This window comes from Gemmatimonadaceae bacterium (assembly GCA_035633115.1).
Classification (GTDB): Bacteria; Gemmatimonadota; Gemmatimonadetes; order Gemmatimonadales; family Gemmatimonadaceae; genus UBA4720.
In genome coordinates, this window is record DASQFN010000114.1 from 36,944 (window position 1) to 50,631 (window position 13,688).

The 13,688-nt window shown below is 56.8% G+C and carries 11 protein-coding genes; 2 read left to right on the top strand and 9 right to left on the bottom strand.

Going from position 1 to position 13,688, the window contains the following annotated elements:
• Positions 1 to 9 precede the first annotated feature (9 nt).
• Both polA and VES88_16745 read left to right on the top strand, forming a co-directional pair.
• The gene (polA, locus tag VES88_16740; GenBank protein HYN83128.1) at positions 10 to 2,970 is read left to right on the top strand and encodes a DNA polymerase I; all 2,961 of its coding nucleotides are present in this window, start codon (positions 10 to 12) and stop codon (positions 2,968 to 2,970) included.
• A 173-nt stretch (positions 2,971 to 3,143) separates the two neighbouring features.
• Positions 3,144 to 3,896 (top strand): hypothetical protein, encoded by a 753-nt coding sequence (locus tag VES88_16745; GenBank protein HYN83129.1) that lies wholly within the window; start codon positions 3,144 to 3,146, stop codon positions 3,894 to 3,896.
• Positions 3,897 to 3,927: 31 nt separating this feature from the next.
• Here the strand turns inward: VES88_16745 and VES88_16750 are convergent, their stop codons facing one another.
• From VES88_16750 to mnmG, 9 genes are all read right to left on the bottom strand, one after another.
• Positions 3,928 to 4,839 (bottom strand): ABC transporter permease, encoded by a 912-nt coding sequence (locus VES88_16750; GenBank protein ID HYN83130.1) that lies wholly within the window; start codon positions 4,837 to 4,839, stop codon positions 3,928 to 3,930.
• Positions 4,839 to 5,780 carry an ABC transporter permease gene (locus tag VES88_16755; GenBank protein HYN83131.1) on the bottom strand — a complete coding sequence of 314 codons (942 nt, stop codon included), beginning with the start codon at positions 5,778 to 5,780 and terminating at the stop codon, positions 4,839 to 4,841. The genes VES88_16750 and VES88_16755 overlap by 1 nt, the downstream gene beginning before the upstream one ends.
• A gap of 3 nt (positions 5,781 to 5,783) precedes the next feature.
• Positions 5,784 to 7,205 (bottom strand): ATP-binding cassette domain-containing protein, encoded by a 1,422-nt coding sequence (locus VES88_16760; GenBank protein ID HYN83132.1) that lies wholly within the window; start codon positions 7,203 to 7,205, stop codon positions 5,784 to 5,786.
• Positions 7,206 to 7,261: 56 nt separating this feature from the next.
• Positions 7,262 to 8,044 (bottom strand): Nif3-like dinuclear metal center hexameric protein, encoded by a 783-nt coding sequence (locus tag VES88_16765; GenBank protein ID HYN83133.1) that lies wholly within the window; start codon positions 8,042 to 8,044, stop codon positions 7,262 to 7,264.
• A complete protein-coding gene (locus tag VES88_16770) occupies positions 8,041 to 9,048 on the bottom strand; it encodes a BMP family protein (GenBank protein HYN83134.1) in 1,008 nt (335 codons plus the stop codon). Before VES88_16770 ends, VES88_16765 begins: the two co-directional genes overlap by 4 nt.
• Before the next feature lie 36 nt (positions 9,049 to 9,084).
• A complete protein-coding gene (locus VES88_16775) occupies positions 9,085 to 10,023 on the bottom strand; it encodes a ParB/RepB/Spo0J family partition protein (protein HYN83135.1) in 939 nt (312 codons plus the stop codon).
• Positions 9,992 to 10,783 carry an AAA family ATPase gene (locus tag VES88_16780; protein ID HYN83136.1) on the bottom strand — a complete coding sequence of 264 codons (792 nt, stop codon included), beginning with the start codon at positions 10,781 to 10,783 and terminating at the stop codon, positions 9,992 to 9,994. Before VES88_16780 ends, VES88_16775 begins: the two co-directional genes overlap by 32 nt.
• A 171-nt stretch (positions 10,784 to 10,954) precedes the next feature.
• The gene (locus tag VES88_16785) at positions 10,955 to 11,572 is read right to left on the bottom strand and encodes an SIMPL domain-containing protein (GenBank protein ID HYN83137.1); all 618 of its coding nucleotides are present in this window, start codon (positions 11,570 to 11,572) and stop codon (positions 10,955 to 10,957) included.
• 92 nt (positions 11,573 to 11,664) lie between these two features.
• The gene (gene mnmG, locus VES88_16790; GenBank protein ID HYN83138.1) at positions 11,665 to 13,677 is read right to left on the bottom strand and encodes a tRNA uridine-5-carboxymethylaminomethyl(34) synthesis enzyme MnmG; all 2,013 of its coding nucleotides are present in this window, start codon (positions 13,675 to 13,677) and stop codon (positions 11,665 to 11,667) included.
• Between the last annotated feature and the right edge of the window lie 11 nt (positions 13,678 to 13,688).

A 13,688-nucleotide genomic window follows, 5' to 3' on the forward strand; every position in this document is an offset into this window, starting at 1 on the left:
ATTCACTGAATGAAGCTCCCGGAATCACCCCGTCTATTTCTCGTCGACGGGTATGCGCTGATTTATCGCGCTTTCTACGCTCTTATCGCCCGCCCGCTTACTACGAGTAAAGGTGAAAACACCTCCGCTGCATGGGGCATAGCCAACTTCCTGCAGCGTCTGCTGACAACCTATGAGCCCGAGTATCTCGGATGGGTTCACGACTCAGGACTCTCATTTCGCCATGAGCGATACCCTGCCTACAAAGCAACGCGAGAAAAACTGACTGAGGAGCTCCAAGCCGATTTTGACCGGGGAATGGATCGAATCTGCCAGCTGCTCAAGGCTTACCGTATTCCAATCATCACGCTTCCAGGGTTTGAAGCCGATGACGTAATTGGAACGCTCGTCAGCCGAAGCGTGAAGCAAGGCGTGAACACGGTTGTTGTTTCGGGCGACAAGGATTTTCAGCAGCTGGTGCGTTCTGGGGTCTGGTTACTCAATCCTGGACGAGGTGGATCGGCCGGCGTGGAGGAGCACTGGGTAAGTGTCGAGAACGCGAGTGAGCGTCTTGGTGTTCCACCTGAGCACGTCACGGACTACCTGGCACTTGTGGGCGACTCCTCCGATAACATTCCCGGCGTGCGGGGAATTGGTGACAAGACGGCGTGCGAGTTGGTGAGACAGTACGGAGACCTCGAGTCGATTCTTGCGCACGCTTCAGAGATTCCGAAGAAGAGACCGCGGGAAGCTCTGCTGGAATTTGCGGACAATGCGCGATTGTCCAAGGAATTAGTAACAATTCGCGACGATTTATCGGTGGAGCTCAGCCTCGATGCGATGCGACTTCAGAGCCCTGACAACGATCGGCTCCGCGAGCTATTCGTCGAGCTCGAGTTTCATTCCCTGGCCAAGGCAATAGGAGTTCTACCGACCTCGACTCTACATCAGGCGGTCGCGGTCAAAAGCGATGTTTCCTATCGCACAGTTGATACGATCGCCAAGTTGGAGAGGGTAGTTTCGCTGGCTCGGGCAGCAGGCACAATCGCAATCGACACCGAAACACTGCTCCATCCGGATAATCCACAGAAAACAGACCCACTTCGGGCAAGACTGGTTTCTCTGGCGATCGCTGTTGCACCGGGAGAGGCGTATTACTTTCCTCTGCGACACGTCCTCCGCCGAGACGTTCAGAGTGAGCTGCTGATAGATACTGCCGGAGATCGTGCAGCGATTGACGCACCGGCAGATCGCGGGTTGATTCGGGGCGGTGATGAGCCGGTCGCTTGGAAAGCTCCTCGCAAGAAGGCCTCGGCTGCTTCAGGCATCGCGGGTGCGATCCTCGCTCAACGTGCGAGGACAGGTGACGACCCAGTCCGCAACCTGCCACCTCTCGAGTCCGATGAGATGAAGCCGCTCAGGGACCTTCTTGAAGACCCCAGCGTCAAGAAGGCTGCCCAGAATGCGAAATACGACCTTCTTGTTTTGCGAAAAGCAGGTGTCGACATCCGGGGCCTTGATTTCGATACCATGCTTGCCAGCTACGTTCTTGATCCCAGTCGCCGATCGCACAGCCTCGACGTGCTCGCTCTGGAGTTTCTCGATCATACGATGACGTCCTACTCGGAGCTCTGTGGCAAGGGCCGATCTGCGACCCCGTTCGACGAATGTCCTGTTGATGCAGCGCGAGATTACAGTTGTGAAGATGCGGACATGACGTTTCAGCTTCGATCGATCTTCGAGCCGCAACTGGAGAGTACGAAAACCCGGTACCTCTTTGACGATGTAGAAATTCCCCTGGTCAGTGTTCTGGCTGATGTCGAGTGGACAGGAATCACAATCGACCTGGAGTGGTTCAGGTCTCTGAAGCACCGTTTCAAAAAGGAACGCGAGGCTGTTGAGCTCCAGATCTACGATACTGCCGGTGTTCAGTTCAACATCAACTCGAATCTTCAGCTGAGAGAGATTCTTTTCTCGCGCCTTGGTCTGCCGGTACTCAAGAAAACAAGCACAGGGCCGTCAACTGATGTGACGGTTCTGCAGGAGCTGGCCGAGAGCGGACACGTGCTGCCGAATCTCCTGATGGAATATCGTGAGCTTTCGAAGCTCGAGAACACGTACCTGGATGCCCTGCCGGAGCTCGTGAACCCGGATACCGGCAGGCTGCACACGTCGTTCAACCAGACCGTCGCCACGACAGGCAGGCTCTCGTCGAGTGATCCCAATCTTCAGAACATTCCGATAAGACGCGAGCTGGGCCGAGATATCCGCAGGGGCTTCATTCCGCGAAAAGACTGGCTGCTCGTTGCAGCGGATTACTCACAGATCGAGCTGCGGCTTCTGGCACACCTTTCACGTGATCCTGCTTTTGTGGAGGCATTCATCGCCGGTGGTGATATTCACCGTCAAACCGCGGCGATAATCTTTGATGTCGCGCTCGAGAACGTCACTGCCGAAATGCGCGGCCGCGCCAAGACGATAAACTTTGCTACTATCTACGGACAGGGCGCCCATGCACTATCACGGCAGCTCAAGATAGAGCATGCTGAAGCCCGTGTATTCATTGCACGCTATTTCGAGCGGTTCAGTGGAATTCGCAGGTATCTGGACAGCATGGTCGAATTTGCACGGGAGCACGGTTATGTGCAGACGCTGTTTGGTCGACGTCGCTACATCCCCGAGCTCAGGGAGCGGAACTTCAACATCCGGGCATTTGGTGAACGTACTGCAGCCAACTCGCCAATCCAGGGATCAGCTGCGGACCTCATCAAGATTGCGATGATAAAGATCGACCACCTGCTTCGTGAGCATGGCCTGGCGGGAAAGATGCTGCTCCAGGTGCATGACGAGCTCGTGTTTGAATCTCCGCCCGAAGAGCTCGATGCTCTGCAGAGCCTGGTACGCGATCAGATGGAGAACGCCGCAGAGTTATCAGTTCCGCTGGTTGTTGACATAGGCGTCGGAAAGAACTGGCTCGAAACCAAGAGCTGATTTTGATACGTTTGCGTTTCTTCAGCTTTTTGCTGGCGGTGTTCGGAGCAATAGCTTGTCGGGACGAACGTCCTGCGGTAAGCATAGACTCTACGGCACTGCAGAAAGCCGCACGTCCTGCAAACTCAGGCTCCTCCCGCACGACGGGCTGGGACTCTGCAGCTGGATCAGTGATGGTGGTCGCCAAATCGCGAGCGTCACCTGACGTGGCTATCATCCTGCCCGGTCTGACGGACAGCACGCTTGCCGCAACATCGCACTTTGAGCTTGCAGCAGTCGCAAATGCCCCCCTGGAGCTGTTCGGCTCGCGAGGGCTGGCTGGAAACTCGCAGCTTCAAGCTGTCTCGCAGCCGGGTAGTTCCAGCGGATGTGTGAGCTGGCCTACCGGAAGATTGGCAGGAATGCCGGCGACAGACTGGCGAGTGGCATTTGAAGAAGGACGAGTAGTCGGGCTGCCACTTGACTCGCTCGAAGGGATGAATAGCGCGGACTCAGCCCGGTTCGTCGGGAGTGTTCTGCAGGCAGTGAACTCGCTGAGTAACGCTGGGGATCCTGCGTTCAGGGGAATTCCATACTTCGTTCGGAAGGGATATCGATTGACCCTTCCTCCTTCTACGATTCTCGTGGCTGAGGCGATCAGGAGAATAAACGAAGAGGCGAATCCGCGAGAAGAGCATCTGCTTCTACTGGGCGAGCGATCGCGTGACGATGCCGGCTACCGAGTGGGGTTTCATAAGCGTTCCGCTGGATCTGAAGAGTCTCTCGAAACGAGCGAGATCCTCGCAGCCGTTCGCTTCACTTCGTCGAGCCGGCTGGCGATCGTAGTCACGTTCGACTACGAGGACGGTGGGAAGATCGGCCTCCTCGAACGGGTAGCAGCTGGTAACTGGCGGATTGCCTGGAAGAGCGCCTACACGGATTGTTGATGTTGCGCCGGTCTATTTACGTGCCTTCGATCTAATCGATCTCCCATTTCCCGAGGCTTGCGGGAGCTCTCACTCGTCCAGTCACTCCGGCCAGCACGAGTAACGTGAGCAGATATGGGAGAGCCAGGAAGAGCTGGTAGGGTAAGCCCCAGCCCATCGACTGGAACAAGTACTGTAGGGCGCTTGCCGCCCCGAAAATCAACGCTGCGATCGCGACGCCAATGGGGTGCCAGCGTCCGAGAACCACGATTGCAATCGCAATGAATCCGCGACCGGCTGACATTCCCTCGGCAAATGTGCCAACCTGCGCGATCACTAGAACGCCACCGGCGACTCCTCCCATGAATCCGCCGAACAGAATTGCCCCAAGCTGGAAACGTGATGCAGAAACTCCGGCTGCAATTGCGGCCTCTGGGTTTTCGCCAACAGCCCGGAGAGCCAGTCCCGAGTGGGTTCTGTATAGCCACCACCAAGCCAGCGGGATGAGAAAGTACAGGACGTAAGTGATGGGAGGCTGGGCAAACAGCGCTTGTCCGATCAGTGGAATGGATGACAGTATCGGAATCGACATCGGCTGCATTGTCGAGATCTGCAGAGCTGCTCCCGCTGAGCCGTACACCTGTCGATAAAGAGTTCCCGTCAGTCCTAATGCGAGAAGCGTGATTGCTGTGCCCGTTATGATCTGATTCGATCGCAATGTGGTGACGAAAATTGCAAAAACCAGCGCGATTGCCGCGCCTGAAATCCCGGCGATTGTAAAACCGACCCAGGTGCTTCCATAGCCGGCCGCAACGAGACCACCAAGCGCACCGCAGATCAGCGACCCTTCGAGCCCGATGTTGATTACACCGGACCGCTCCACAATCGTCTCGCCCAATGCTGCAAATGCTAGTGGCGTTGCGGTCCGGACGGTGCCTTCGAGGAAGGGCGCAATCGTTTCCATCACGAGGCGCCTTGTGCAGGAGCCAACTCGGGCGCGACAAACCGACGGGACCGGCGTGAGCGGTAACTCTCGGTTCCAAGGACAATGAGAATGACGGCGGCCTCGACCACCCAAACGAGGGTAGAGGGTACACCTGCATCCCGCTGCAGGGCGCTCGCCCCGGCCTCCAGAGCGCCGAAAAGGATGCCAGATGCGATCACCCAGGCTGGGTTCAACCCGGCGAGTAGTGCTACCGCTATCGCTGTATAGCCGTAGCCCGGTGAGATGTTTTCATAAAGCGCAAACGTAACGCCGTGTACCTCGATTGCTCCTGCAAGGCCGGCCAGCGCGCCGCTGATCAGAAAAACATTCCGTGTTGTTCGCTCAACATTGATCATGCCGGCAATTCGCGCTGCACGCGGATTTGCCCCGGTCAGTCTGAGCCTGAAGCCCGCTGCAGTGTTGCGAACGCCCCACCACGCAAGCAGTCCTGCGGCAATGGCCAGAATGAATCCAATGTGGAGTCTTGTGCCTTCGAGAATGACCGGAAGCTGGGCGGACGGAGCAATCGTTGATGTCTGCGGATAGATCTTCGTCGGTTCCTGAAGCGGGCCGCGGACAAGAAAGGAAATCAGGTAGAGCGCAACGAAGTTCAGCATGATTGTGCTTATGACTTCGAGAACGTGGAACCGATTTGTCAGCTCGGCGGCAATTGCAGCCCACAAAGCGCCCGCCAGCATGCCGATGATCAGGGCAACGACAATCGCGACCGGCCCGAGAGAGCTTCCCAGCTTCAGGCTGACAGCTGTTGATGTACAAGCGCCAATCAACAACTGTCCTTCGGCGCCGATATTGAGCACACCACCCTGGAATGCCACCGCGACAGCCAATCCCGCGAGAATAAGAGGTGTTGCCCGGACGAGCACATCTCCTAGAAGAGCAAAAGCAGCCAACTCGCTCATCTGTCAGCCGTTGCGACTCGCGAGAAGCGCATTGCCAATCGCTCCCGGCTCGAGCGGCACCTGTACCAATGTCCCTTCGCGGAGCACTACGACTCGATCGGCAAGATCAACGAGCTCATCGATGTCACTCGAGTAGAACACCACGGCGCAACCGGCGTCGCGTGCCCGCCTCAGATGCTCATGGATCATCGACGACGCGTTGATGTCCAGACCTCTCGTCGGGTTTTCGGCTATGATGGCATTTGGGCTGTCATCGAGCTCTCTGGCGAGCACCAGCTTCTGCTGATTTCCTCCGGAGAGATTCTGAGCGCGCATGTCTATCCCGCTCGTGCGCACATCGAAACGCTTGAGCAGTGACAAGGTCTGCTGCTTTATCGCTGACCACCGCATTCTGCCTTTGCGCTTGCCGATGTCCTTCAAGCCCACGTTCTCGTAAAGAGTGAACGTGGACACCAGACCGTCGTGTCGCCGGTCCTCGGCGATGTATCCTATTCGTTCTGGAAGGACGCGTCTGCCCTGCGTAGGAGTGAATCGCCCTGCGAGAATTCGAAGCAGCCAGGCTGCACTTCCCTCAAGTGCAGCAATCCCGACAATTTCGCTGGCTCCCACTTCGAGATTCACGCTCTCTAACCGGCGCACACCGGACGAGTCGATGAGGTCAACCCCGCGAAGGCTGATTACGCTCTCGCCGGCAGGTGAAATGTTTTCACGTGCCTGTGTCACGCTAGTCTGGGGCTCACGGCCGAGCATCTGTGCAGCCAGCTGCTGCTCCGAAAAATCTGACATGCGTCCCGTCAGCACCATTCGGCCGTCTCGAAGAACGGAAACATCGTCTGCATACTGGCGGGCATCGCGAAGCTTATGAGTGATGAGCACCACGCTCGTACCGTGGAGCACGAGCTCGCGGATTCGTGCGAGAAGATCCTCTGATTCGGCCGGCGCCAGAACTGCCGTAGGCTCATCGAGTATCAGCACCTCTGCGTTATTTGCAAGGGCTTTGATAATCTCGACGCGCTGCTGAGCGGGAATGCCAAGAGAGCTGATCGTTGCTGACGGGTCGACCGCTAATCCCGTCATTTCTTCCAGCAGCTGGAGTTTTTTTGCTGACGCGCGTGTGTCAAAGCGTCCACGTCCACCAAGCTCGATGTTCTCTGCGACTGTCATTTCCGGTACAAGCATGAAATGCTGGTGCACCATGCCGATACCGAGTGTGATCGCATCCCGTGGCGAGTGAATTCTCCGTGAAATCCCCCCGACTTGAACATCACCGGTATCCGGCGAGATCATCCCGAAAGCAATCCGCATGAGCGTTGTCTTCCCTGCTCCGTTCTCGCCAAGCAAGGCGTGTAAGCTGCCGCGGCGCAGCGTGAACGAGACAGCGGAGAGTGCTTCGAGATTTCCGAAATGTTTCGTGATCCCGCGCATTTCCAGCGCAGGTGGTGGATGAGCGGAAAGGAGTGTGCCTTCGTTCGCCAATGAGCTCAGAGCCCCGTTGGTGCGGCAATGTTGGTCCACGTCAGATCGAAGCGACGACCCACTTCAGCAGCCAGCGCCTGTACACCTAGAGTCTCAGACGCATAGTGACCGAGATAGATGATAGTAATGCCGCGTTCTCTTGCCTCTACTGCCGTCCAGTGCGGGCCTTCGCCGACGATCAGCGTGTCTATATCATGTTGTGCTGCTTCTGCAAGAGTTTCGGCCGACGCTCCTGAACCGGTGCAAATCGCCCACCGTCGCGTTCTGTGCTCCCCACCTGTTCCCGAAGTTGCGATCGCTTCTCCTCCACTCGCTCGCGAAAAGAGCTGTGCTCGTTCGATTAGTGCAGAGGTAGGAGTGTCGCTAACACCCTGAAGTCCGATGAAGATGTCCTTGAAACGTCCAAACTCTTCCGAGGGCTCGAGACCGAAAGCCTTTGCCATGAGTACGTTGTTCCCGAGCTGGGGATGTCGGTCCAGCGGAAGATGAGATGAGTACACCGCGAGATCAGCGTCGAGAAGGTCCCGGAGGTTTGTGTAGTGTCTTCCCACAAGAGGCTGCACGCCAGCCCAGAACATTCCATGATGAACGATCAGCAAGTCTGCCTCTTCGGCAATGGCGGCTTTGATCGCCTGCGCCGAGAAATCGACTGCTGCTGCGACTTTACTGACCGCGCCTTTGTTGGAGAGCTGCAAGCCATTGAAAGCCGTTGGATAGTCGGGTGTCGTTGATGTGAGCAGAATTCCATCCAGAAATTCTACAATTTGAGAGAGCGGCTTTGGGCTCATTGTCTCGCTGATGCGCTCTCAAGTCGACCATCGAGTGCCTTGTGCGTAGAGTCGACCTGATGCCGGACTACTTGCGGGATCGTTGACTCGAGCTGGGGATTGATCACTAGCTTCACGATGTTGTCGTGTAGCCCGAGTGAGATGACGCGTGGCGCAAACTTTCCGTCCTTCACCTCACGTGCTACAGTGAGGAACGCGCGAGGAAGATCGATTACCACGCTGCCGAGAGTTACTTCAGGCGCAATGTTGTTTTGATCGGAGTTCGAGCCAATGACGCGTACGTCCTTCGCTCCCTTCGCTGCTTGAAACACACCAAGTCCTGCCGCGTCGGCATTCTGGAAGATGATGTCGGCATTTCGTGAAATCTGGGCGAGTGCCTGTTCCTTGCCTGCGCTGACATCGTCCCAGTTTCCGACATACGAGGTGAGCGTCTTCACGTTCCGGTTCATGGAACGTGCGCCTAGGGCGAACGCTGCAAAACTCCTCCGCACAGGAGGAAGCTCTGTTCCGCCAATCATTCCGATGGTTCCTGTCTTTGTCATCGCGCCTGCGATCATTCCGGCGAGGTACGATGCTTCCTCGAAGGCAAATTCGATCCCCGCAACATTTTTTGCGGTGCTGGTACCCGATGTCGTGATGTAAACGGTGCGTGGAAACTGAGGGCCGGCTCTCAGTGCAGCATCCTGGAACTCAAAGCCGTGTCCGAATACGAGGTCATATCCCTGCGCGCCGTACTGGCGGAAGTTTTCGTCGAACTCGGCTGGTGTCCGCGTTTGGATGTGGCTGACTTTGGCGCCCAGTGTATCGCGGATCCACATGAGGCCCTCGTAGGCTCCACCGTTCCACGACTGATCACTGATCGGTCCTGGTGTAAGAAGAGCGACCTTGAAGTCGGAGCTTGCAGTGCTGCCACTTCGATCACTGGAGCACGCAGTAACCGCGAGGGCTGCGCAGAGAAGGGCCTTTGTGCAAAAGTTGTTTTGGCCGAGTGACTTGCGGGTCATAAGTCTTTGCGCGGCAATGGATTAAACACTGGGAAATTATTGTGGATTCTCTGTTAACCCAATGATATCAGTGAGCCTTTCCATGTCTTCGGCAGAATGGAACGCGATCTTGATGAAGCCTTTATCAGGGGTGGTCTGGCTGATTGAAACATCTGTTTGTAGGTGGCGTCGCAGGCGCTCTTCGAGGTTTCGGACGTCGGCTGATCTTGAATCTACCTTTTTCGGACGGCCACGTTTCCGTTGTCCCGGAATTGTAGGACCAGCGTCCGTTGATTCGCGTACGCGTTGCTCGATGTCCCGGGCGCTCAAGCCTTTCGCAACGATTTCGTTCGCTAACTCGACGATCCTCGTCTTCTCATTCAATCCGAGCAATGGCCGGACGTGACCGACCGTGAGGGCTCCGTCTCTTACCATTTGTCGTACCGATGCCGGCAACTGAAGAATCCTGAGCATGTTGGCTATCGTCGATCTGTCTCTACCGACCATCGATCCAATCGTCTGTTGGGTGTGGCCGAATTCCTTGATGAGGCGGTCGTACCCTTCTGCCTCTTCAATGGGATTCAGGTCGGTTCGTTGCAGGTTTTCGATTAGAGCAAGCGCAAGTAATTCGCGATCGTCGATTTCCTTGACCACTGCGCTGATGGTTGTCCAGCCCAGGTCGGTTGCCGCACGCAGCCGTCTCTCGCCTGCGATGAGCTCATACGATTCGCCACCGGAAGCCGAGCGTCGTACGGTGAGGGGCTGAAGGAGCCCGGAGGTGCTCAGGCTCTCCCGCAGCTCCTTCAGCTGCTGTGGGGCAAAGTCCTTTCTGGGCTGGAAGGGATTCCGCCGGATATCCTTGATGGGAATCTCTCGTAGCGCTGTCTCGGGCTCGGCTTGTGTAGGAGCGGGACTCGCGTTGAACAATGCATCGAGCCCTCGCCCCAGTCGTCTCGGGAGTTTTTCAGGAGGCATCGTCCGTTTCTCCTCTGGCATTACGTTCCATCAATTCTCTGGCAACACTCATGTATGACTTGGCTCCGACCGATCCAATGTCGTACAGAACAATCGGCTTGCCAAAGCTTGGGGCTTCAGCGAGGCGAACATTCCGCGGAATCACACTGGCGAAAACCTTAGGGCCAAAATAGTCGCGTGCGTCGTCAGCAACCTGGCGAGACAGGTTGAGCCTCGAGTCATACATAGTGAGGAGCACGCCGGCTATCGAGAGCTCCGGATTTGCCCCCTGTTGAATGCGGTGGACCGTATTGAGTAGCTGGGAAAGTCCCTCGAGTGCGTAATACTCGCACTGAAGGGGAATGAGAACGGTATCGGCCGCAGTAAGCATGTTGAGCGTCAACAGCCCGAGCGACGGTGGGCAATCGATAAGAATGAAGTCGTATTCGTGCGCGAGTGGACGAATCGCCTCGCGAGCGACACTTTCGCGATGCGGGAGGTCGATTAGCTCGACTTCAGCGCCAGCGAGATCTGGCGTTGCCGGCACAACATCCAACCCTTTGAGCGCGATGTCTCTACGCCTAGCTTCGGCGATTGGCGTATTGCCGATGAGAACGTCATAAAGCGTTCGTGGGATCTGGGTCGAAAGGAGGCCCATACCACTGGTGGCATTCCCCTGGGGGTCTCCATCTATGAGGAGAACGTGTTGCTCTGCGACTGCGAGGCTTGCGGCCAGGTTAACAACCGTGGTTGTCTTTCCTACACCGCCTTTTTGGTTGGCGACAGCAATGACTCTACCCACTCGCTTCCGGAAGAATTAAGATCGGGAAAATGTATTCGAGAGGAGAGATGACTGATAGCCTCTGCCGGAGCAATGTGTCACGTGAAAAATCGATTCAGCGCATTTTCGGGCATCGGGTGCCCAGCAACCCACGCATGGTCGGCTGAGTTTTCACGTGACACACCACTTTGGCTATTTGAATCTCCATCGTGTTGTCACATCTACGGAAAGCGTCTGTTCGCCCGGATTTATGGGAGTTTGCTCGGCAGCTGCCGCTACCTGACCGCGTGCCATTGCTAATGGGCGAGGAGGTGGCGCGTAATGAGTGCCGATGGAAACCTCGAGTAATCCAGCCAAAGAACCGCCGGCGGCGTGGGCAGCGGCTTCAGCATCAAGGCGAGCTTTCTGGATCGCGCTGGCTATTGCTGTACGACGCGCGCCGTCTGTGTTCGAAGCGTAAAACTGAAGCGACGTGATCATGTTGGCGCCCTTGGACAACGCAGCGTCGATGACTGGTCCGACTTGGCTCAGGTTTTTGACCTCAACCAGCAAAGTGTTCGTCACGTTGTAGCCGATGACAACCGGCTCCCGGTTTGGCTCATATCTCTGTTCGGGATACACGTTGTAATTGATGGTCGAGAGCTGATCTGATGCCAGCCCTAAAGCGCGGAGTGCGTCGAAGACGGCCTTCTGCTTGGCGGCGTTTTGACTGGCCGCAGCCGCGGCAGTCGCAGCCCGTGTTTGAACGCTGATCTGAATGGTTGCGCGATCTGGATCGACGCGGACCTCGCCCCGTGCTGAGGTGATAATCTGCGGTGGTGTCTCAAATGGCGCGTTGCTGGCTGGTTGCTGAGCCGATCATGTCGGTATAATCGTTATAAATACGGGCAGATAGGCTAATCTCATTGTCCCCTCGTTTCAGTTAGTGTGCGAAACCCATTAGACGAATCCGGCCCACTTTCTTGCACAGCCTCACCCTCTCGCAGAGCCTTTATTCGCCCCCTCTCGACCTCGATCACCAGGTTCTGCAAATCACTGGGGCTCACCCCGGGAATACTCGCGGCTTGCGCCAGCGTCCTCGGTCGCACCGAGGAAAGCTTCTGACGAGCCTCGAATGACAGAGACTTCATCTCCTCATAGGGCAGATCAGCCGCCAGCCCGAAGCCGCCCATCTGCCGCAGTCGATCTGCCTGAGCTCGCTCACGCTCGAAGTAGCCCGCGTATTTGATCTCCAGCTCTGTGGTCAACACGGCGTCGCTCGATGGCTGGTGCTCCATGCCTGCGGCGCTCAACAAATCAGAGAGCTTCAATCCATGTCTTCGTGCGAGCTCAACGACTTTCACGGAATGCAACAGCTGTGAACTTCCTGCCGCAGTAAGAAGCGGCTCAGCCGCGGCGGGAGTGATGCTGGATCTCTCCGCGAAAGTTCTTATGTAATCCTCTTCCGTGATTCGATTGACGATCGTCGATTGCTCCTGGTCGGAATACAACCCAAGGGACAAACCGATCGGACCAAGGCGACGCAATGCGTTGTCTTGTCGCACGGTCAAACGGAACTCTGAACGAGACGTGAACAGCCGGTACGGCTCGTCGACTCCGCGCGTCACCAGATCGTCTACGAGCACTCCGATATACGAGGACTCTCGGCCGAGAATCAGCGGCTCCCGACCTGCGACGAGCAAGGCGGCATTCAGTCCGGCAATAACACCCTGGCCGGCTGCTTCCTCATAACCGGTCGTGCCGTTCACTTGTCCGGCGAAAAACAATCCTCGAACAGATTTCACCTGAAGCGAGGAATCGAGCTGTGTCGGAGGATAGTAGTCGTATTCGATCGCATAGCCCGCTCGGGTCATTTTCACCGACTCGAGCCCCGGGATGGATCTCAGAATGTCCAGTTGGACGCCGGCAGGCAGGGACGTGGAAAGACCGTTGACGTACAGCTCGGTCGTATCATGTCCCTCCGGCTCGAGAAAGATCTGGTGCCTCTCGGCGTGAGGAAACTTGACGACCTTGTCTTCAACCGATGGGCAATAGCGCGGACCTCGAGACAAAATCGCGCCTCCATACATCGCGGAGCTTTCGATGTTCTTCTCGATAATTGCCTTGCCGTCGGAACCGAGAAACGTGATCCAGCAGGGCAGCTGATCGGGATGACGAACATGGTTCGCGGTGCGACGAGAATCTTTCCAGAAATGCGACCAGGAGTAATCGAAATCTTCGATCTCACTCTCCTGTCGCACCAGCGTCGAATAGTCGACGGACCTGCCGTCTATTCGCGGCGGGGTTCCCGTCTTGAACCTCTCGACGACAAGACCGGCTGAATCGAGCTGCTCAGCGAGATCGACGGTCGCTGATTCACCTGCGCGTCCGCCGGAAAGGCGGGTTTTCGTTCCGATATGCATCCGTCCACGAAGGAATGTACCGGCGGTAATGACGACGGCGCCTGCGCCGAAAAGGCGCCCCTCCAGAGTCTCGACGCCCAGCACTTTCGCGGAATCGTCGGACAGCAGGAGTCTTGCAACGGTCCCCTGAATCGTCTGCAGGTTCATATGCTCTTCGAGGAGCTGTCGAACCGCTCGTCGATAAAGCCCCCGGTCGCATTGAGCGCGTGGCGCCCAGACAGCCGGACCCTTGCTGCGATTCAGCATGCGGAATTGCAAGGTTGCGAGATCCGTCGCCCGGCCCATTATTCCTCCAAGAGCGTCGACTTCACGGACGACAGTGCTCTTTGCGACCCCGCCAATTGCGGGATTGCAGGACATCTGACCGATTGTCTCCAGCGCGCTGGTCACCAGGCCAACTCTCGCGCCGAGACGCGCCGCTGCTACCGCCGCCTCTGTGCCGGCATGGCCGCCGCCAATAACGACGACATCGAACTCGTCTTCAACCGACTGGATGCGCTGTCGAGGAGGCATAGAGATTGAAA